At 68.8% G+C, this 19,948-nt stretch carries 19 protein-coding genes, 1 tRNA gene and 2 pseudogenes; 7 read left to right on the top strand and 15 right to left on the bottom strand.

What is annotated here, in order from left to right; translation table 11 throughout:
* Positions 1–21 precede the first annotated feature (21 nt).
* The 5 genes and pseudogenes from G6N07_RS12495 to G6N07_RS21015 all read right to left on the bottom strand — a co-directional run.
* Complete coding sequence (locus tag G6N07_RS12495; RefSeq protein WP_085189977.1) at positions 22–1,551, bottom strand: TldD/PmbA family protein; 1,530 nt, start codon at positions 1,549–1,551, stop codon at positions 22–24.
* 37 nt (positions 1,552–1,588) lie between these two features.
* Positions 1,589–2,431: a CbiQ family ECF transporter T component gene (locus tag G6N07_RS12500; RefSeq protein WP_085189934.1), complete on the bottom strand. Its 843-nt coding sequence runs from the start codon at positions 2,429–2,431 to the stop codon at positions 1,589–1,591.
* A complete protein-coding gene (locus G6N07_RS21005) occupies positions 2,428–3,321 on the bottom strand; it encodes an ABC transporter ATP-binding protein (protein WP_372507520.1) in 894 nt (297 codons plus the stop codon). Before G6N07_RS21005 ends, G6N07_RS12500 begins: the two co-directional genes overlap by 4 nt.
* A gap of 12 nt (positions 3,322–3,333) precedes the next feature.
* A pseudogene (locus G6N07_RS21010) lies at positions 3,334–3,828 on the bottom strand (ATP-binding cassette domain-containing protein); the annotation flags it as partial.
* 21 nt (positions 3,829–3,849) lie between these two features.
* A pseudogene (locus tag G6N07_RS21015) lies at positions 3,850–4,476 on the bottom strand (cobalt ABC transporter ATP-binding protein); the annotation flags it as partial.
* Between the two features lie 83 nt (positions 4,477–4,559).
* Here G6N07_RS21015 and G6N07_RS12510 point away from each other — a divergent pair.
* Together G6N07_RS12510 and G6N07_RS12515 are read left to right on the top strand one after the other, a co-directional pair.
* Positions 4,560–5,027 (top strand): MarR family winged helix-turn-helix transcriptional regulator, encoded by a 468-nt coding sequence (locus G6N07_RS12510; RefSeq protein WP_085189930.1) that lies wholly within the window; start codon positions 4,560–4,562, stop codon positions 5,025–5,027.
* Between the two features lie 20 nt (positions 5,028–5,047).
* Complete coding sequence (locus G6N07_RS12515; RefSeq protein ID WP_085189928.1) at positions 5,048–6,259, top strand: MFS transporter; 1,212 nt, start codon at positions 5,048–5,050, stop codon at positions 6,257–6,259.
* Here the strand turns inward: G6N07_RS12515 and G6N07_RS12520 are convergent, their stop codons facing one another.
* Positions 6,260–6,997 (bottom strand): VIT1/CCC1 transporter family protein, encoded by a 738-nt coding sequence (locus G6N07_RS12520; protein WP_085189926.1) that lies wholly within the window; start codon positions 6,995–6,997, stop codon positions 6,260–6,262.
* 101 nt (positions 6,998–7,098) lie between these two features.
* Here G6N07_RS12520 and G6N07_RS12525 point away from each other — a divergent pair, with 101 nt between their 5' ends.
* Entirely contained in the window at positions 7,099–9,036 is a 1,938-nt protein-coding gene (locus G6N07_RS12525) for an acyl-CoA dehydrogenase family protein (RefSeq protein ID WP_085189924.1), read from the top strand.
* Positions 9,037–9,058: 22 nt separating this feature from the next.
* Here G6N07_RS12525 and G6N07_RS12530 read toward each other — a convergent pair whose 3' ends face one another.
* Both G6N07_RS12530 and G6N07_RS12535 read right to left on the bottom strand, forming a co-directional pair.
* Positions 9,059–9,388, bottom strand: a complete 330-nt coding sequence (locus G6N07_RS12530) for a hypothetical protein (RefSeq protein ID WP_085189922.1) — start codon at positions 9,386–9,388, stop codon at positions 9,059–9,061.
* A 93-nt stretch (positions 9,389–9,481) separates the two neighbouring features.
* Positions 9,482–9,554: transfer RNA gene (locus tag G6N07_RS12535), tRNA-Asn, on the bottom strand.
* Positions 9,555–9,703: 149 nt separating this feature from the next.
* On the opposite strand from G6N07_RS12535, the gene G6N07_RS12540 reads away from it, so the two are divergent.
* Positions 9,704–9,949: a hypothetical protein gene (locus G6N07_RS12540; RefSeq protein ID WP_085189920.1), complete on the top strand. Its 246-nt coding sequence runs from the start codon at positions 9,704–9,706 to the stop codon at positions 9,947–9,949.
* Between the two features lie 15 nt (positions 9,950–9,964).
* On the opposite strand, the gene G6N07_RS12545 is transcribed toward G6N07_RS12540, so the two are convergent.
* The 3 genes from G6N07_RS12545 to G6N07_RS12555 all read right to left on the bottom strand — a co-directional run bounded on the left by G6N07_RS12545 (position 9,965) and on the right by G6N07_RS12555 (position 13,527).
* Entirely contained in the window at positions 9,965–10,258 is a 294-nt protein-coding gene (locus tag G6N07_RS12545; protein ID WP_085189918.1) for a DUF7155 family protein, read from the bottom strand.
* 70 nt (positions 10,259–10,328) lie between these two features.
* Positions 10,329–12,251 carry a DNA primase gene (gene dnaG / locus G6N07_RS12550; RefSeq protein WP_085189916.1) on the bottom strand — a complete coding sequence of 641 codons (1,923 nt, stop codon included), beginning with the start codon at positions 12,249–12,251 and terminating at the stop codon, positions 10,329–10,331.
* A gap of 4 nt (positions 12,252–12,255) precedes the next feature.
* Complete coding sequence (locus G6N07_RS12555; protein WP_085189914.1) at positions 12,256–13,527, bottom strand: deoxyguanosinetriphosphate triphosphohydrolase; 1,272 nt, start codon at positions 13,525–13,527, stop codon at positions 12,256–12,258.
* A gap of 72 nt (positions 13,528–13,599) precedes the next feature.
* Between G6N07_RS12555 and G6N07_RS12560 the strand changes: the two genes are divergently transcribed.
* On the top strand, positions 13,600–15,591 hold the full coding sequence (locus tag G6N07_RS12560; protein WP_085189912.1) for a TPM domain-containing protein: 1,992 nt from the start codon (positions 13,600–13,602) through the stop codon (positions 15,589–15,591).
* On the opposite strand, the gene G6N07_RS12565 is transcribed toward G6N07_RS12560, so the two are convergent.
* A complete protein-coding gene (locus G6N07_RS12565) occupies positions 15,588–16,985 on the bottom strand; it encodes a glycine--tRNA ligase (RefSeq protein ID WP_085189910.1) in 1,398 nt (465 codons plus the stop codon). The two genes, G6N07_RS12560 and G6N07_RS12565, sit on opposite strands and share 4 nt — an antisense overlap.
* A gap of 92 nt (positions 16,986–17,077) precedes the next feature.
* Between G6N07_RS12565 and G6N07_RS12570 the strand changes: the two genes are divergently transcribed.
* Both G6N07_RS12570 and G6N07_RS12575 read left to right on the top strand, forming a co-directional pair.
* Positions 17,078–17,434, top strand: coding sequence for an ArsR/SmtB family transcription factor (locus G6N07_RS12570; protein WP_085189908.1), 357 nt, complete (start codon positions 17,078–17,080; stop codon positions 17,432–17,434).
* Positions 17,431–17,826, top strand: a complete 396-nt coding sequence (locus tag G6N07_RS12575) for a Fur family transcriptional regulator (protein WP_085189906.1) — start codon at positions 17,431–17,433, stop codon at positions 17,824–17,826. The genes G6N07_RS12570 and G6N07_RS12575 overlap by 4 nt, the downstream gene beginning before the upstream one ends.
* Here the strand turns inward: G6N07_RS12575 and G6N07_RS12580 are convergent.
* From G6N07_RS12580 to recO, 3 genes are read right to left on the bottom strand one after another with little or no spacing between them, the layout of a single operon-like run.
* Entirely contained in the window at positions 17,815–18,243 is a 429-nt protein-coding gene (locus G6N07_RS12580) for a hypothetical protein (RefSeq protein WP_085189904.1), read from the bottom strand. The two genes, G6N07_RS12575 and G6N07_RS12580, sit on opposite strands and share 12 nt — an antisense overlap.
* A complete protein-coding gene (locus tag G6N07_RS12585; RefSeq protein ID WP_099050195.1) occupies positions 18,243–19,139 on the bottom strand; it encodes a decaprenyl diphosphate synthase in 897 nt (298 codons plus the stop codon). The genes G6N07_RS12580 and G6N07_RS12585 overlap by 1 nt, the downstream gene beginning before the upstream one ends.
* Entirely contained in the window at positions 19,114–19,944 is an 831-nt protein-coding gene (recO, locus tag G6N07_RS12590) for a DNA repair protein RecO (protein WP_085189900.1), read from the bottom strand. Before recO ends, G6N07_RS12585 begins: the two co-directional genes overlap by 26 nt.
* Positions 19,945–19,948 lie beyond the last annotated feature (4 nt).

Consider the following 19,948-nt stretch of genomic DNA (forward strand, 5'->3'; position numbering starts at 1 on the left):
CAATCGGCCTCTTCGCTGCGCTCATCGGCCAGCCTCCGCGCGTGTGTTGAGCACGTTGATCCCACGGAACAGCGCCGACGGGCTGCCGTGACTCACCGCCGCGACCTGCCCGGGCTGTGCCTTACCGCAGTTGAACGCCCCGCCGAGCCGCCATGTCGACGGTCCACCGACCGCCTCGAGGGCACCCCAGAACGCCGTCGTCGTCGCCTGATACGCCACGTCACGCACCTGGCCGGTGAGCCGGCCGTCGACGATCCGGAAGAACCGCTGGCCGGTGAACTGGAAGTTGTAGCGCTGCATGTCGATCGACCAGCTCTTGTCGCCGACGATGTAGAGCCCGTCGTCGACACGGGCGATCAGGTCGTCGGTGCCGACATCCTCGAGAGCCGGCTGCAGCGACACGTTGGCCATTCGCTGGATCGGGACATGGTGCGGCGAGTCGGCGTAGGAGCACCCGTTGGACCGCGCCACTCCCAGCCGCGCCGCGAATACCCGGTCGAGCTGGTACCCGACGAACACACCGTCACGTACCAGGTCCCAGCTCTGCGCGCGAACGCCTTCGTCGTCGAAACCGACCGATGCCAAACCGTGTTCGACGGTGCGGTCGGCGGTCACGTTCATCACCGGTGAGCCGTATCGCATGGTCCCGAGTTTGTCGGGGGTCGCGAACGACGTGCCGGCGTAGGCGGCCTCGTAGCCAATCGCCCGGTCGTATTCGGTGGCATGGCCGACGGACTCGTGAATGGTCAGCCACAGGTTGGATGGGTCGATCACCAGGTCGGTCGGACCGGCGACCACGCTGGGTGCCTTAGTCTTCTCCGCCAGCAGCGCGGGCAGCTGAGCCAGTTCGTCGGTCCAGTTCCACACGTCGTCACCGGCGACGACCTCCCAACCGCGCGCGGCCGGCGGGGCGAGGGTGCGCATGGTCTCGAAGGTGCCTGCGGAGGTGTCGACGGCGACTGCCTCCAACGTCGGCAGCACCCGGACCCGCTGCTGGGTGATCGACGTTCCGAACGTGTCGGCGTAAAAGGTCTGCTCCTTGGCGGTGTGCAGACCGGCCGACACGTGGTCGACCTCCACCCCGCAGTCCCGGCCGGCGAGCAGCCTGCCGGAGTAATCACCCAGCACGGCGATCTTCTCCGCGGCGGGCACGGTGAACGGATCCACGCGGTAGTCCGACACCCAGGTGACGTCGCTGTAGACCGGTTCTGGTGCCAGTTCGATGCGTTCGGCGTTGAGCCCGGCCAGCGCGGCCGCGACCTGCACCGCGCGGCGCGCGGTATCTGCGGCGACGACCGGGTCGAGTTCGGCGTGTGAAGCGAAACCCCATGTGCCGTCGACGATCACCCGCACCGCCAGCCCGATCTCGCGGTCGATGACGGCGGTCTCGAACTCACCGTCACGCAACTGCACCAGCTCGCTGGTGATCGCCTGGATCCTCAGGTCGGCGTAGGTGGCCCCGGCCGCCAGCGCAGCCGACAACGCCGCGTCGGCCAGATGTTGTCGTGGCAGGGCGAGGAAGTCGGCGTCGACACGTCGGGGCGCTGTCACGCGCTCCACCGTAGCGGCGGTGCGCCGGTGGCACCGATCAGGTGGGCGCCGAACTCGTCGGCAGCACGGTCAATTCCACCGCGAGCGCGGCACCGCACACGACGACGATGATCGCCAGGGTGATCCAGTCGCGCGCCTTGGGTCCCGACGGCGCGGCCGAGATCTGGCCGGTGCCGCCGCGCGCGGTGATCGAGTCGCCCATCTCGTCGGCACGGCGCAGCGCGGCCGTCACCGCCGCCGCGAGCAGGTCGACGATCTCGATCAGCCACCGCTTGCGCCGAACCTTGCGGCTCGACAGGTGCTGTTTGGGCCGCAGCCGCCGCGCGGCGTACAGCGTCGCGAACTCGTCGATGAGCATCGGGAACGCCCGCAGCGCCAACGCGATCGCCACCGCCCAGTCGTCGATCGGAATCCGGACCCGCCGCAGCGGGCGGCCGAGTTTCGCGACGGCCGGCGCGATCTCGGCGACGTTGGTGGTCCACGAGACCATCGCGCCAAGGCCCAGAAGCACGATCGACAGCGCCGTTATGCGTAGGAAGTTGAACAGCCCGCCGAGCCCCACCTCGACCGACCCCAGCGCCACGACGGGATCCCCGCCGCCGAACGTCGCCGTCAGGCCGCCGAGGAACAACAGACCCCACAGCCAGACCGGGATCGACGGCAGCGTCCCGCGCGGAATGTGTGCCACCCGCCCCGCGACCAGCACCAGCACGGCGACCGCGGCGATCGGCACCCAGCCCGGGTAGAAGGTGAGCAGCACCCCGATCGCGGCGACCGCGATGAGCTTGGTGCCCGCCCACAGGTCGTGGATGACCGAGCGGCCCGGAACCGGACGCAGCAGCACCACCGGCCTACGCGGTTTGCGGGCGGGAGCGGTCACGACAGGCCTCCCGCGGTCGCCGAAGCGGGCGCGAGCAGACCGTCGCGCAGATGCAGTGTGCGCGGGCACAGCTCCTCCAACCCGGAGAAGTCGTGGGAGATGACGACCACGGTGAGACCCGCGTTGCGTCGAAGGTCGGTGACCAGACGCAGAAATCCACGCTGGCTGGCGGCGTCGAGCCCGGCCAGGGGCTCGTCGAGGATCAGCGCGCGCGGTTTGCGGGCCAGCAGGCCGGCCAGCACGACGCGGCGCATCTGGCCGCCGCTGAGCTGGTCGATTCGCCGGGACGCCATCGTCGGGTCCAGACCGACCGTCGCGAGGGCCCGCCCGACGCGGTCGTGGTCGTGGTGCGAGAACCCCGCGGCCGAGGCGATCTCGCGGTCGACATGGCTGCGCATCAACTGCAACCGCGCCGCCTGGAACGAGATCGCGACGGCTCCGACCTGGTCGGAGACGGGTGCGCCGTCGAGCAGGCAGGTGCCGGTGGTCGGCACGGTGAGGCCCGCCATGATCCAGGCCAGTGTCGACTTCCCCGAGCCGTTGAGGCCGTGGATCAGCAAGCCGTCACCTTCGGGGACCGCGAAGTCGATGTCGCACAGCGCTGTCTTGGCCCATGGCGTTCCAGTGGCGTATTCGTGTCCGACGCCGACCAGCTCCAGTACGGGTGCGGCGCCGGTGTCGGCCACAGGTGTGGTGCCGGTGGGGGCGTCGGCGGTCTCCACCATCTCGGCGTTGTCGGATGCGCCGCCGTTCCCGGTGAGGTTGATGGTGCGGTCGGCGACGCCGGCCTCGTCGTTGTAGTGGGTGATGTGCACCAGCGACATGTCGTGGTGTTGCGTCAGCCCGGACAGCACCTGGATGACGCCCTCGCGGCCCTGCTGGTCGACCATGCTGGTGACCTCGTCGGCGATCAGCAGCGCCGGTTCGCGGGCCAGCGCGGCGGCCACGGCGAGCCGCTGTAATTCGCCACCGGAGAGCCCACCGGTGTCGCGCTCCTCCATACCGTCGAGGCCCACCTCGGACAGCAACCTGGACACGTCGGTCTTCGTGCCGGGCGGCAGCCCCCAGACGACGTCGTCGGCCACACGGGTGCCAAGTACCTGGCTCTCCGGGTGCTGCATGACGACAGCGGTGCCCCCGAGGCGCCCCAGCCCGACCGCACCAGGGCGTGTCACGGTGCCGGCGGTCGGTTCGCGCCCGGCCAGCACAAGCATGAGCGTCGTCTTGCCCGATCCGTTGGCGCCGGTGACGGCGACATGTTCGCCGGGGCCGACGGTCAGCGACACCGGACCGAGCGCGTCCTGCCCGGTGTTGGGATAGCGGAACCGTACGTCGCGCAGTTCGGTGGGGACCGGCGCGACGGGCCCGCTCTCGGCCGGGGCCTCGAGTTTGTGCACGTCCGGAATGTCGACTAGACGACCGAGGACCCGCGACAGCGCCCACCATCCGATGAGCGTCACCATGGTGATGCTGAGGACACCGGAGCCGGCGATGACGAGCGGCCAGTAGTCCAGCGCCGTCGCGAAGTCGCGTTTGAGCCGTTCCGCCGAGTCCTCCAGGTTCGGGATTTGGGACAACACCGCGGCGATGCCGTTGATGTTGGCGGTCAGCGAATCGAAGATCAGGTTGCGCAGGCGGGACAGGACGGCCAGGGCCGCCACCGCCGCCACACCGAATGCGGTGCCGGCGATCAGGGCCGCGACGAACACCGTGGGCGTGCCGCGGCCGCGCCGTTTGACCATGCCGGTCAGCCCGCCGATGTAGGCGCAGTCGATCACCGACATCATCCCGCCCATGCCGGCGATCAGGAATGCGATGGTCGCACCCGCCACCGTCGCCGCGATCAGGACGCGGAGCCGGTACCGGTAGGCGAGCAGTCCCATCGGGACGGTGCCGAGCAGGGACAACGCAGCTGCGAACGGCACCACCACGGCGATGATCGCGGTGGCGGCGCACAGGGCCGCCATCACCGAGGCCTGGGCCAGTTCACCGGGCTGCAACGATCCGGCGCGGCGAGGCTGGCTCGGCGTCGGGGTTGCGGTCATCCCCCGATTCTGCCAGTCGGCCCCATGGGGCCCGCGTGCCCGGGCCGCGACGGCCGCTGGACTGTATAGCCTTCCTATGTATCATGGCACCCATGACCACACCTGCCACCGAGGAGTCCCCCCTGGCTGGCGGCGAACATCTCGGCGGCGATCTGCTGGCCGTCGTCGCCCGGCTCAACCGGTTGGCCACCCAGCGCACGCGGCTCCCGCTGCCCTGGGCGCAGGTTCGGCTGCTGTCGACGATCGAGGACCAGGGCGAGGCCCGGATCTCCGACCTCGCCACCCTGGACCACTGTTCGCAGCCCACCATGACCACGCAGGTGCGTCGGCTGGAAGATGCCGGACTGGTCTCGCGGTCCACCGACCCGCTGGACGGGCGGGCGGTGCTGATCCGCATCACCGACAGGGGCAGGGAGGTGCTGGCCCGGGCCCGCATCCACCGCGCCGCGGCCATCAACCCGCGGTTGGCACAGCTCTCGCCGGAAGACCGCCAGACGCTCGCCGCTGCCGTCGACGTCATCGAGCGGTTGCTCGCCCCCACCTACAGCTGACAGACAGGAGTCTCCCACTGATGTTGCGCCAACCCAAAGCCGTCTGGGCCGTTGCGTTCGCCTCCGTGGTGGCGTTCATGGGCATCGGCCTCGTCGATCCCATCCTCAAACCGATCGCCGACAACCTGCACGCCTCCCCGTCCCAGGTGTCGCTGCTGTTCACCAGCTACATGGCCGTGATGGGCGTGGCGATGCTGATCACCGGTGTGGTCTCCAGCCGGATCGGCCCCAAGCGCACACTGCTGCTCGGCCTGGTGGTGATCATCGTCGGCGCCGGCCTGGCGGGGATGAGCGGCACGGTCACGGAGATCATCGGGTGGCGGGCGCTGTGGGGGCTGGGCAACGCCCTGTTCATAGCGACGGCGCTGGCGACGATCGTCGCTTCCGCGCGCGGTTCGGTGGCGCAGGCGATCATCCTCTACGAGGCGGCGCTCGGGCTCGGCATCGCCGTCGGCCCGCTCGTCGGCGGTGTGCTCGGTGAGATCTCCTGGCGTGGGCCATTTTTCGGTGTGTCAGCGTTGATGGTCGTCGCGGTGGTGGTCACCGCCATCCTGCTGCCCACGACGCCGCGACCCGAGCGGGCCACCACACTGGTCGACCCGTTCCGCGCGTTACGGCACCGCGGGCTGCTCGGCACGTCGATCACCGCACTGCTCTACAACTTCGGCTTCTTCACCCTGCTGGCGTTCACCCCGTTCCCGCTGGACATGAGCGCACAGCAGATCGGGTTCATCTTCTTCGGCTGGGGCGTGGCGCTGGCCTTCACCTCCGTCGTCGCCGCCCCCCGGCTGCAGCGTCGGTTCGGGACGGTGCCCACCTTGATCGTGAACCTGCTCGCAATGACGGCGACGTTGGTGGTGATGGCGATCGGCACCGACAGCAAGGCCGTTCTCGCTACCTGCGTGGTGGTGGCCGGGCTGTTCATCGGCGTCAACAACACACTGATCACCGAGACGGTCATGAAGGCCGCGCCGGTCGACCGCGCGGTCGCATCGGCCGCCTACAGCTTCCTGCGGTTCGGCGGCGCGGCCGTCGCGCCGTGGCTGGCCGGCGTGCTCGGCGAGCAGGTCAACGTCCATCTCCCCTACTGGGTGGGTGCCGCCGCGGTGCTGGCGGCCGCCGGCGTGCTGACCGCCAGCCGCAGATACCTGCGCGGTATCGACGCCCCCGAAGACGAACTGTCCGAACTCACCGACGAGGCGCGTGCATTGACGGTCGGCAACGAAACATAGTCAGGTGACGGTCGTCCCGATCAGCAGCCCGACGGCATAGGTCGCGGCGATCGCGATCGCCCCGAGACCCAGCTGTCGGATTCCGGCGAAGGCGATCGGCTTGCGGGTGAACCGGGCGGCGGCGGCGCCGGCGATGAGCAAGCCGAGGCCGCCGCACAGCAGCCCCGCCCATAGCGACTCGTAACCGAGGAGATACGGGACGAGCGGGATGACGGCGCCGACTGCGAACATGACGAACGACGAACCGGCCGCCACCCACGGCGACGGCTTCTCCTCCGGGTGTACGCCGAGTTCCTGAACGAGGTGGAAGTTCAGCGCCCGGCCCTCATCGCGGTGGATCTCGGAGGAGGCTTTGCGCGCGGTATCTTCGCTCAGGCCCATCTCCACCAGCATGTCGACGAGTTCGTCCTGCTCGGCCTGGGGCTGCTTGCGGAACGACCGCCGCTCCAGACCGACTTCGGAGTCGATCTGTTCGTTGGCCGTCTGTACCGACGTGTACTCTCCCAGCGCCATCGAGAACGCTCCGGCCAGCAGGCCCGCCACACCGCTGAGCACCACCGTTTGCGCGCTCGCGCTCGCGGCCACACCGGCGATCAGCGCGGTATTGCTGACGAGACCGTCCATCGCCCCGAAGGTGGCCGCCCGCAGCCATCCACCGGTGACGTCGGCGTGCTGGTGGTCGACCGTGTGCGGCATGCCTGTCGGCGATACCGGATCGGGCCGCTCGGAGTTGGTCATGACGACATTGAACTCCTGACGCCCAATGACATCTTGCTGAGGCCAACCTCGGTGCGCCGTATCACAGTTTCGGGGAATGGACAGCGAGGTTACCGTGAGGTGTGACCACCACTGCGGAGCATCTGCGAAACGCCCTCGACGGCCGCTGGCGTGACGTGAAGAACGACATGCGGGACAAACTCTCCCACGAGGTCTTCACACCGCATTACACCCCGAACACGGTCATCGCCCGAACCAAGGTGGACGAACAATTGCGGATCATGGCCGCCGAGGGCGCCGCCCAGGACGGCTTCGCAAAGGAGCACGGCGGCAACGGCAATGTGGGTGCGGCCACCACCCAGATCGAGATGCTCGCGATGAGCGACCTCTCGCTGATGGTCAAGGCCGGAGTGCAGTGGGGCCTGTTCGGTGGCGCCGTGGAGAACCTCGGCACCGAACGCCACCACGAGCGGTACGTCAAGCGCGTCATCGACTGCGACCTGCTCGGCTGTTTCGCGATGACCGAGACCGGACACGGCAGCGATGTGCAGTCCCTCGAGACGACGGCCACCTACGACTCGGAGACCCAGGAGTTCGTCGTGAACTCCCCCACCCCGACCTCCCGTAAGGACTACATCGGTGGCGCCGCCCAAACAGCCCGGATGGCAGCGGTTTTCGCGCAGCTGATCACCCACGAGGGCGGCGAGCCGGTCCACCACGGCGTGCACTGCGTGCTGGTGCCGATCCGCGACGAGGACGGCAACGACATGCCCGGGGTCACCACGTCGGACTGCGACTACAAGGGCGGCCTACCGGGTGTCGACAACGGCCGCATCGTCTTCGACAACGTGCGGGTGCCGCGGGAGAACCTGCTGAACCGCTACGGCGACGTGGCCGAGGACGGCACCTACACCTCGCCCATCGAGAACCCGAACCGCCGCTTCTTCACGATGCTGGGCACATTGATCCGTGGCCGCGTCACTGTCGGGGGCAGCGGCGCCGCCGCCGCGCGGGTCGCCCTCGACATCGCGACCCGGTATGCGTTGCAGCGCAGGCAGTTTTCGGGGCCCGACGGCGGCGAGGTCGTCATCATGGAATACCTGGTGCACCAGCGCAGGCTGCTGCCGTTGGTGGCCCGCTCGTATGCACTGCAGTTCGCGCAGAACGAGCTGGTCGCCAAGTGTCACGAACTGCAGAGCACGGAGCACCCCGACGCCGAGGAGCAACGGGAACTTGAGGCCCGCGCGGCCGGCCTCAAGGCGGCCAACACCTGGCATGCCAGCCGGGCGATCCAGGAGGCCCGCGAGGCGTGCGGCGGCGCCGGCTACCTCGCCGAGAACCGGCTCATCGGGCTACGCGGGGACATCGACGTTTTCACCACCTTCGAGGGTGACAACCACGTGCTGACCCAGCTCGTCGCGAAGGAATTGCTGACCGCCTATGCTGACGACGTCAAGGGTATGAGCCCGGTGGACTGGGTGCGCTTCGCGGCCAACACCGTCGGCACGCGGGTGATCAAAAGGACTGCGGCCGAGACGATCATGCAGACCATCCTCGACACCCGGCAGGACAACGAGGAAGAGGGCAGCCTGTTCAACCGGGGCACCCAGGTGCAGATGTTCGAGGATCGCGAGGAGTACCTGCTGTCCTCGGTGGCCCGGCGGCTGCAGGCCAAGTCGAAGGAGATGTCGGCGTTCGACGCGTTCAACGCCGTGCAGGACCACGTCCTGCACACCGCGCAGGCCCATATCGACCGGATCGTGCTCGAGGCGTTCGTCGCGGGCATCGACACGTGTGCGGACGAGGAGGCCAAAAACATCCTCGGCATGGTCTGCGATCTGTACGCGCTGTCGGTGGTCGAAGACGACAAAGCCTGGTTCATCGAGCACCGGTTCCTTTCGACCGAGCGCGCGAAGGCGGTCACCCGTGGCATCAACGAGCGGTGCCGCTCGCTGCGGCCACACGCGGAGCTCCTGGTCGACGGCTTCGGTATTCCCGAGCAGCTGCGCTACGCCGCGATGATGGACCCCGACGAACTGACGACGGCGGGACCGGCTTAGCCGTTGGGCGGTGTCGAGAAGCTCATCCCTCGCCGCCGAGTTCGGTCTGGTCCCGCTCGTTCTCGGCGGTGTCTTGAGCGATCGCCGATAAGTGGAGCCACTTCTGGACATCGCCGCCGAGGCGGTCCGCCGACAGCTCGGCGAAGTCGAGGGCCTGGACGGCCATCGCCGCCAAGATCTTCATGGCTCGTCCGCTGTGGTGGATTTCGGTCATCAGCGTACCGAGCGCCTCGTAGTCTTCCGCGCACAACGCCGAGAGGTAGCGGCGGGCCTCGGCGAACTCACGATCGACGTGGGCCAGCTTGCGCCGGAAATCCTCGGGCGAGGGCAGGTCGTCGGGCATATCGGTCATGGGTCCCCTTCCGGTACCAGACGAAGCCATTCTCGGGGCAGACCTGTGCAGGTGGTGTCGTTCTGGCGGATCACCCACCTGACGAAACGAAAGCTCCCCCGGCTGGACTCGAACCAGCAACCCTTCGGTTAACAGCCGAATGCTCTGCCAATTGAGCTACAGGGGACGGCAATGTCGGCGTGCGCTTTCCGCGCGGACCGAGGGATGACTCTAGCGTATGCACCGGTGCCCTCGCCAACGCGCTCCCTGGCACGGCGCGAACCGCCAGTCATGAGGCAGGATGGAGACCACGCACCGTCGAGTGGAAGGGCCTTCGTGATCGGGTACGTCGCTGTGATGGCCGTCGGCTATGTCATGGGCACCAAGGCAGGCCGGCGCCGCTACGAGCAGATCGCGGGCACCTACCGCGCGGTGACAAGCAGTCCTGCCGCCAGGGCTGTCATCGAGACGTCACGGCGCAAGATCGCCGAACGGGTTTCTCCCGACCCGCAGCTGGTGAATCTGACGCCGATCGACGAACAGACCGCGGTGTTGCGCCCGGAGGCACCCACCGAGAAGTGAGGCGTGAGGCGCCGCTTAGTTGCCGATGGCCGTGTCGATGGTGGTGCCGGGCAACAGCGGGCCCGTGCTGATCCCGATACCGTCTGCACCGAACGCGACCCCTGGGGTGCCCACCGTGGCCCCAGTTCCGTTGGAGTAGGCCAGGCACTTGCCGTCGGCCTTGTTGCCGAACCATGCCAGGCACGCCGGACCGGCCTGCGTGGCTTGATCGGCGGTGGTGGTCAGCGCGACAGCAAACGGAGCAGCCACCGCCACCGCAGCGAACGCGCCGATCGCGACCGAGCGCCGGACCCGAATCATGGTTGCCACAGGTGCTGCCTTCCTGCTCGCCGTCCCCCAACGGGTATATAGCGCGCCCACCATATCGCGTTACGCGCACTCACGCAGTCAAGTCATCGCCGCTGGCCTGTTCGAGCAGGCTGCGGCGGTAGGCCTCCATCGCCACCAGGTCACCGAACAGTGCGTGGTACTCGTCGCCCTGCTCCACCGGCGACATGCGCTGAAGTTTCGATTTCACCTCGGCAATCTGACGGCCCACCCAGACCTCCTGGAGCCGGGCCAGGACACCGGCGATGTAGCGGGGCAGCTTGTCGTCGTCCTCGACCCGGATGGCCTCGACACTCAACTCGTTGACCAGGTTGGCCGCCTGCGGGCTGGCGGTCTGCTCGCGCACCACCTCGATCCACTGCGCACCCGACAGCCCGGCGGCCGCGCCACCGGCTGCCTCGACAGCGGTGCGCACGGCCCGGTAGCCGGGATGGGTGAAGCTGTCGACGGTCAGCACGTCGAAGACCGGACCGGCCAGCGCCGGGTACTGCAGCGCCGATTTCAGCGCCTCCCGCTGAGGCCAGAGCGTCGGGTCCGCCGGATCGGGCCGCGCGGCGACATCCGGGGCGCGCCGCGGCGCGGTGGCCGCCGGGTCCGCGCCGTTGCGCCGGCGACCGCGGTCGGGCATCCCGCGTTTGGCCGCCTCTTCGCGCACCCGGTTGAGCACCTGGGCCTCGTCGGCCCATCCCGTCCAGCCCGCCAGCCGGCGCGCGTACTCGTCGCGCAGTGCATAGTCGCGGATCCGGGACACCAGCGGCACGCAGCGGCGCAGCGCCTCCACCTGCGCGGCCGGGTCGTTGTCGAGGACGTCGCCGGCGGGGATCAGGCTCCGGATGGCGAATTCGAACATCGGGATCCGCCGCGCCACCAGGTCGCGCAGCGCGTTGTCCCCCGACTTGAGCCGCAGATCGCATGGGTCCATCCCATCGGCGGCGACCGCGACGAACGACTTGCCGGCCACCTGCTGATCACCGTCGAACGCCTTGCGGGCGGCCGCCTGCCCGGCGGCGTCGCCGTCGAACACGAAGATCAGCTCACCGCGGTACCAGTTGTCGTCCATCATCAACCGGCGCAGCAGCGCGAGGTGGCCTTCGCCGAACGCCGTACCGCAGGACGCGACGGCGGTCGTCTCGTTGGCCAGGTGCATCGCCATCACGTCGGTGTAGCCCTCGACGACGACGGCCCGGTGCGACTTGGCAATATCGCGCTTGGCCAGGTCGAGGCCGAAGAGCACCGCCGACTTCTTGTACAGCACCGTCTCGGGGGTGTTGACGTACTTTGCGTCCATCGGGTCGTCGTCGAAGATGCGCCGCGCACCGAACCCGATCACCTCGCCTCCGGCCGCCCGGATAGGCCAGAGCAGCCGGCGGTGGAAACGGTCCATCGGCCCGCGCTTGCCCTCCCGGGACAGCCCGGCCGCCTCGAGCTCCCTGAACTCGAATCCCTTGCGCAGCAGGTGCTTGGTGAGCTTGTCCCAGCCCGACGGGGCGAAGCCGCAGCCGAAGCGGGCGGCCGCCTGGGCGTCGAAGTTGCGCTCGATGAGGTATTGCCGCGCCGGGGCGGCCTCCTCGGATGTCAACGCCTCGGCGTAGAACTCACTCGCGGCGGCGTTGGCAGCCAGCAGCCGGCTGCGGCTGCCCCGGTCGCGTTGCACGTTGCTAGTCGAGCCGCCGGTGTAGGTGACGGTGTAGCCGATGCGGTCGGCGAGCAGTTCCACCGATTCCACGAAGCTGACGTGCTCGATCTTCTGCACGAACGCATACACGTCACCGCCTTCCCCGCAGCCGAAGCAGTGGAAGTGCCCGTGGTTGGGACGCACGTGGAACGACGGCGATTTCTCGTCGTGGAACGGGCACAGACCCTTGAGCGAATCGGCGCCGGCCCGGCGCAGTTGCACGTAGTCGCCGACGACGTCCTCGATGCGCACACGTTCACGGATGGCCGCGATGTCGCGATCTGGAATCCGCCCGGCCACCAGCTCAGTCTAGAGGTCTGGGCGAGCGCGCCTCGTGCACTCGTTCGAGCCGTCCCTCGGTGTAGGACGCAATCTGATCGATCACCACGCGCAGCCGCGCGCCGTCGTCGGGGGCGGCGACGAACTCCGGTGCGAAGAGCGGATCGAGGCTGCTCGGCGCCTGCGCCCACAGGATCAGGGCCACCTGGTGGATGCGGGTGCGCTGGTCGGCCTGGACCCCCAGGTGCCCGTGGTCGCTCATGATGAATTGCAGTGCCAGCATCTTGAGCACCGCCACCTCGGCGCGCACCAGCGTCGGCACCGCCAGTTCGGTGTCGAAGCGCCGCAGCAGCCCCTCGCCGGCGACCGACCTGGTCTCGGTGATCGCCGCGTTGGCGAAGCGGCCGACCAGTTCGCTGGTCATCCGTTTGAGCGCGACCGAGGCGGCCAGGGTGCCGTCGTACTTGCCGACCTGCGACACCACCGGCAGTTGCGAGAGGCGCTCGGCGGCGCCCAGCAGATCGTCGAGCGCCAAGGTCGGGAAGGCCTCGGCGCCCAGGCGCGCCAGCGAAGCGGCCGCGTCGTCGTCGGCCAGCACCCGCAGATCGATGCGGCCGGAGACGACGCCGTCCTCGACGTCGTGCACCGAGTAGGCCACGTCGTCGGCCCAGTCCATCACCTGGGCCTCCAGGCACGGCCGCTCGGCGGGGGCGCCCTTACGCACCCAGGCGGCCGCGGGGGCGTCGTCGTCGTAGAAGCCGAACTTCGTGCGGTCACCGCGCTGCCACGGGTACTTCGTCACCGCGTCCAGCGCCGCCCGGGTCAGGTTCAGCCCGGCACTGCTACCGTCGAGGTCAACGACTTTGGGCTCCAGCCGGGTGAGGATGCGGAAGTTCTGCGCATTTCCCTCGAAACCCCCGAACGCCTTGGCGATCTCATTGAGCGCGCGTTCACCGTTGTGCCCATACGGCGGATGACCGATGTCGTGGGCAAGGCCGGCGAGGTCGACCAGGTCGGGGTCACAGCCCAGGCCCACGGCCATCCCCCGACCGATCTGGGCGACCTCGAGCGAATGCGTCAGCCGGGTGCGGGGCGTGTCCCCCTCCCGCGGGCCAACCACCTGGGTCTTGTCCGCGAGCCGGCGCAGCGCAGCGCAGTGCAGTACCCGGGCGCGGTCGCGCGCGAAGTCGGTGCGGTGCTCGATGCCGGCGCCCGGCAGGACAGCGCTCTTCGCCGGTTCGGCCACCCGACGTTGGCGATCGAACTGGTCGTAGCTGTCCTGCAGTCGTGGGTTCACCGAGGAACAGTCTGCCAGCACGGTCCGTCGGTCTCCTCAAGGTCGGGTGCGCGCGGCACTACATTGACGACCATGCGCATCACGCGACTGCTCGCACTGCTCGCCACCTTCCTGACGGCGGGTGTCCTCCTTGCGCCGGTCACTGCCGCCGAACCGCCGTTCCGACTGCCGGGTTACGTCACCGACCAGGCCGGCGCCCTGTCCGCCACGCAGCGCGGCCAGGTCCAGGAGGCCGTCGATCGCCTCTACACCGACCGCCAGATCCGGCTGTGGGTGGTGTTCGTCGACGACTTCTCCGGCCAGGGTGCGGTCAGCTGGGCGCGCAGCACCATGCAGATCAGCGATCTGGGGAGCTTCGACGCGCTGCTGGCGGTGGCGACCGTCGACCGCGCTTACGCACTGCAGGTGCCGTCGTCGGTGCCGGACCTCACCGCCGCGGAAGTCGACGAGGTGCGGCGCGACCAGGTCGAACCCGCGCTACGCGGCGGCGACTGGGCGGCAGCTGCGATAGCCGCTGCCGACGGTCTGAACAACGCCGCCGCACCGGCCCAAATCGCCTGGGGTGGCCTGCTGTTCGCCTTGGGTGTCATCGCACTCGCCGTCGTGGTCCTGTGGGTGTGGGCCCAGCGGCGTCGCCGCAAGCGCCGCGCCGCCGAGATCGAGCGAGCCCGCCGCCTCGACCCGAGCGATCCGAACGCGCTGGCGTCGGTGCCCATCGACGCCCTCGACGAACTGTCGAAATCGATGGTGGTCGAAGTGGACAACGCCGTACGCACCAGCAGCAATGAACTGGCGCTGGCGGTCGAGGAATTCGGTGAAGAACGCACCGAGCCGTTCACCCGCGCGGTCGAGGCCGCCAAACAGACATTGGCACAGGCGTTCACCGTGCGCCAGCAACTCGACGACGCGATCCCCGAGACCCCCGCGCAACGTCGGGACCTGTTGACCCGGGTGATCGTCGCCGCCGCGAAGGCCGACGGTGAACTCGACGCTCAGACCGAGAACTTCGAGCGGTTGCGTGAACTCGTCATCAACGCGCCGTCGCGGCTGGACCGTCTGACCCAGCGCGTCGTCGACGTCACCGCCCGCATCGAACCGTCCCGCCGGAAGCTGGCCGCCCTGCACACCGAATTCGACGCCGCCGCGCTGGCGTCGGTCGCGGGCAACGTCGATGCCGCGACAGAACTGATGACGTTCGCCGACCAGAACATCACCCGCGGCCGGGAGCTGGCAGCCCGGCCGGTGGCCGGTCAGCAGAGCGAACTCGTCGATGCGGTGCGCGCCGCGGAATCCGCGTTGAGCCAGGCCAGTTCGCTGCTCGACGCGGTGGACAGCGCCGCCAGCGACATCCGGCGGGCGGCGACGCGGCTGCCCGCGGTGATCGAGGACATCCAGTCCGGGATCCGTCAGGCCGGTGAGCTCCTGTCCGCCGGTGACGTGCCGCAGCGCGCCGAGCTGGCGACCGCACGTGATGCCGCCTCAGCGGCCGTCGCGACCGCACAGCAGTCGGGTTCGACCGATCCGCTGGGCGCCTTCACCCAGCTGACGAAGGCCGATGCCGATCTCGACCGTCTGCTGGCCACCGTCGAAAAGGAACGCGAGGCCGCCGAACGGCTGAACCGGGCGCTGGAGGAGGCACTGTTCGTGGCCCGGTCTCGGGTGCGGTCGGTGTCGGACTTCATCGACACCCGGCGCGGCAGCATCGGCCCGGAAGCCAGAACCCGGCTGGCCGAGGCGGTGCGTCAGATCGGCGCCGCGGACGGCAAACGCGCCACCAACCCGTCTGAGGCGATCGCCCACGCGAACGGCGCGGCCATGCTCGCCGCGCAGGCGCAGCAACTCGCCAACGCCGACGTGCAGCACGCGCAGCAGGCCTACCGGGGCCGCTACGGCGGGGGCGGTGGCGGCGGCAACATGGGCGCGATGATCGGCGGGATCCTGATCGGCAACATCCTCAGCGGCGGTATGCGCGGCGGCTTCGGCGGTGGCGGCTTCGGCCCGGGATCCTTCGGCGGCTCCGGCGGTGGCGGCGGCGGGATGTTCGGCGGCGGTGGCCGCTTCTAACATCCCATGAGCCGCACCGCGAGATAGTCGCTGACTGCCCCGAGGCCGATGCGGTCCTGGGTCATCGTGTCCCGCTCGCGGATCGTCACGGCATGGTCCTCGAGCGAGTCGAAGTCGACGGTGATGCAGTACGGGGTGCCGATCTCGTCCTGGCGGCGGTAGCGACGGCCGATCGCACCGGCGTCGTCGAACTCGACGTTCCAGTTCTTGCGCAACTCGGCGGCGAGGTCACGTGCCTTGGGTGACAGGTCGGCGTGGCGTGACAGTGGCAGCACCGCGGCCTTGACCGGGGCCAGCCGCGGGTCGAGTCTCAGCACCGTGCGCTTGTCGACACCGCCCTTCGCGTTGGGGGCGTCGTCCTCGGTGTAGGCGTCGACCAGGAAGGCCATCAGCGACCGGGTCAGCCCTGCCGCCGGTTCGATCACGTACGGCGTGTAGCGGAGATCGCTCGCTTGGTCGTAGAACGACAGGTCGGTACCGGAGTGCTTCGAATGGGTGGACAGGTCGAAATCGGTGCGGTTGGCCACACCTTCGAGCTCCCCCCACGGGTTGCCGGCGAAGCCGAACTTGTACTCGATGTCGACCGTGCGGTCCGAATAGTGCGACAGCTTGTCCTTCGGATGCTCGTAGAGCCGGAGGTTGTCACGGTCGATGCCGAGGTCGACGTACCACTGCAGGCGGGTGTCGATCCAGTACTGGTGCCACTCCTCGGCCGTCGACGGTGCGACGAAGAACTCCATCTCCATCTGCTCGAACTCGCGGGTGCGGAAGATGAAGTTGCCCGGGGTGATCTCGTTGCGGAAGCTCTTGCCGATCTGGCCGATGCCGAAGGGCGGCTTCTTGCGTGCCGTGGTCACCACGTTGGCGAAGTTCACGAAGATGCCTTGGGCGGTCTCCGGCCGCAGGTAGTGCAGCCCCTCCTCGCTCTCGATCGGGCCGAGGTAGGTCTTGAGCATCATGTTGAAGTCGCGCGGTTCGGTCCACTGACCCTTGGTGCCGCAGTCCGGGCAGGTGATCTCGGTCATCGGCACCGAGTCCGGATCGACGGCGGTCTCGCCCTTGCCCTTCTTCGCGGCGTACGCCTCCTGCATGTGGTCCTGCCGGTGGCGCTTGTGGCAGTTCAGACATTCGACCAGCGGATCGTTGAACACCTCGACGTGACCGGAGGCCACCCACACCTCGCGCGGAAGGATGATGGCGGAGTCCAAGCCCACGACATCGTCCCGAGCCGTCACGACGGCTTTCCACCACTGCCGCTTGATGTTCTCCTTGAGCTCCACCCCGAGCGGCCCGTAGTCCCACGCCGATTTCGTGCCGCCGTAGATCTCGCCGGATTGGTAGACCAATCCACGGCGTTTCGCCAGGTTCGCAACGGTGTCGATGATGGATGCCACGGTGCACCAGCGTAGTGGGCGCTCGCGACCCCTCCCGCCACCGCGTCGGCAGCCGTTGACATGCGGATCGATGCATGTATCGTGGCGGCCAAATGAAAATCGTTTCCAGCACTGCGGGGTCAGACGCCGCTCCCGAACACGGGGTGTCGTCGCCGCTGCCGTCGCGTGAGGTGCTCGACACCGCCGGTGAGCTGCTGCGTGCACTGGCCGCGCCGGTGCGGATCGCAATCGTGCTGCATCTCCGGCATTCGGCGCGCTGCGTCCACGAACTCGTCGACGCGCTGGGCGTTCCCCAGCCCCTGGTCAGCCAGCACCTGCGCATCCTCAAACAGGCGGGGGTGGTGGCCAGCGAGCGGTCCGGCCGCGAGGTGCTCTACCGGCTCGTCGACGCACACCTGGTGCACATCGTCGCCGACGCCGTCGCGCACGCCGGGGAGGACGTTCAGTGAGCCCGGCTCCGGTCCGCGCCACCCGGCAGCGGGCGGCGATCGCCGACCTGCTCGACGGACTCGACGAATTTCGCTCGGCCCAGGAACTGCACGATGCTCTCAAGCGCCGCGGCGAGGGCATCGGGTTGACGACGGTGTACCGCACCCTGCAGTCGATGGCCGAATCCGGCCTGGTCGACGTCCTGCGCACCGACACCGGTGAATCGGTCTACCGCCGCTGCTCGGCGGGTCACCACCATCACCTGGTGTGCCGAGCCTGCGGCGCCGCCGTCGAGATCCAGGGTCGCCAGGTCGAGACGTGGGCCGCCGACATCGCCCGCGAACACGGCTTCTCCGACGTCAGCCACACCATCGAGATCTTCGGGCTGTGCGGGGACTGCTCAGCCCGTTAGCGCCCGGCGGATGTCCGCCCCGGCGCTGAGCACTAGCAGAATCAGGGTGCGCAACGCCTCGTCGGCGAGACCGGCGGCCGGAAAGTTATAGCGCAGCAACACATCAGCGGCCTTCTTCGAGTTGCGCTTGGCGCCCGCCGCGATCTCCTTCGGACTGCTCTTGGCCGCCAGCGACACCGTCCCCAGCAGCGTGCCGTGCGCATGCTCGGCGACCGCGGTGCGCAGTTTGGCGTCCAGCGGCAGATCCCAGGCGAGGATCTGGGTGAGCGAGACCAGTTCGAGGCCTTCGGCGATGGTGACCACCCGCAGCGAGGCGATCGTCCCGTCGTGGCGCACCGTGAGCGCGCCGTCGGGTTCGGGGGTCATTGCGTCGACGAACCCGTCGAGCACGGCGGCCAGCCGGGGCTGCAGATCCATCAGGCGCGCCCGAACCTTCGGTTGCGGCTGACGTACTCCTCGCACGCCGCCCACAGGTCGCGGCGGTCGTAATCCGGCCATAGCTTGTCCTGGAACACGTACTCGGCGTACGCGGACTGCCACAGCAGGAAGTTGCTGGCCCGCTGCTCCCCCGACGTACGGATGAACAAGTCGACATCGGGGATGTCGGGCCGGTGCAGGTGTCTGGCGAACGCGGCCTCGGTGATCCGGGTCGGGTTCACCTTGCCGTCGACGGCCTCCTGCGCCAGCTGGCGCGCCGCCTCGACGATCTCGGTGCGCCCGCCGTAGTTCACGCAGTAGTTGATGGTGATGACATCGTTGTCGACCGTCATCTCCTCGGCGATGTCGAATTCCTTGCTCACGCTGCGCCACATCCGCGGCCGCGATCCGACCCAGCGCATCCGCACGCCCATGTCGTTGAGGTTCTCCCGCCGGCGGCGGACCACTTCGCGGTTGAACCCCATCAGAAAGCGCACCTCTTCGGTGCTGCGCTTCCAATTCTCGGTCGAGAACGCGTAGACGGTCAGATGCTTGATACCGATTTCGATGGCCCCGCAGGTGACGTCGATGAGCACCGCCTCACCCATCTTGTGGCCTTCGGTGCGGTGCAGTCCGCGCTGGGTGGCCCACCGGCCATTGCCGTCCATCACCACCGCGACGTGCTGGGGCACCTGGTCGGCGGGAATCTTGGGCGCGGCGGCCTTGCTGGTGTGCTGAGGTGGGCGAGCGAATCTGCCGTTGGTGTTACGCGGCAGCTCGGGGAACAGTACCGGCCACGTCGACTTGTCGGGGAAGGTCGGATAGTCGTCAGCAGGTGGGTCGAGCTGGGGGAATTGCGACTTCTTGCGCTCAGCTCCCCGCCGCGAGCTGGTCACCCGGTTCGTCACCACGGTGCACATCCTGCCGCAACAGCGAAATCCGGTGATCAGCGACCGCATGATCGACCCGGTAGACCCGCTCCACCAGCGGCAATGTGCGTAGCTGCCGCTCCAGGTGCCACTGCAGATGGGCGGCCACGAGCCCACTGGCCTGGTTGCGGTGCGACGCGGTCGACGCCTCGGCGGCCGGCCAGTCGCCGTCGTGCAGCGCGGCCATCAAGGCCAGTACGGCCTGCGGCGGGGTCACCGACCCCGACGGCCGGCAGTGCACGCACACGCTGCCGCCCGCCGCGACGTGGAACGCCCGGTGCGGGCCGGGGGTCGCGCAGCGGGCGCATTCGACCAGCGCCGGCGCCCAACCGGCGATTCCCATGGCGCGCAACAGGTATGCGTCCAGCACCAGTTCGCGGGGGCGGCTGCCGTCGGCGACCGCGCGCAACGCGCCGACGGTCAGCCGGTGCAGCGCGGGCATCGGGGCGCGCTCCTCACCGGCGAGGCGCTCGGCCGTCTCGAGCACCGCGCACGCCGACGTGTAGCGCCCGTAGTCGCTGACGATGTCGGAGGCGAACGCGTCGATCGCCTGCACCTGCGTAACGATGTCGAGGTTGCGGCCGGGGTGCAGTTGGACGTCGATGTGGGCGAACGGTTCCAGCCGCGCGCCGAACTTGCTGCGGGTACGCCGCACCCCCTTGGCGACCGCGCGGACCAGCCCGTGGTCGCGGGTCAGCAAGGTGACGATCCGGTCGGCTTCACCCAGCTTGTGTTGGCGCAGCACGACGGCGCGGTCCCGATACAGCCGCATCCGA

Source organism: Mycolicibacterium doricum (genome assembly GCF_010728155.1).
Classification (GTDB): domain Bacteria; phylum Actinomycetota; class Actinomycetes; order Mycobacteriales; family Mycobacteriaceae; genus Mycobacterium; species Mycobacterium doricum.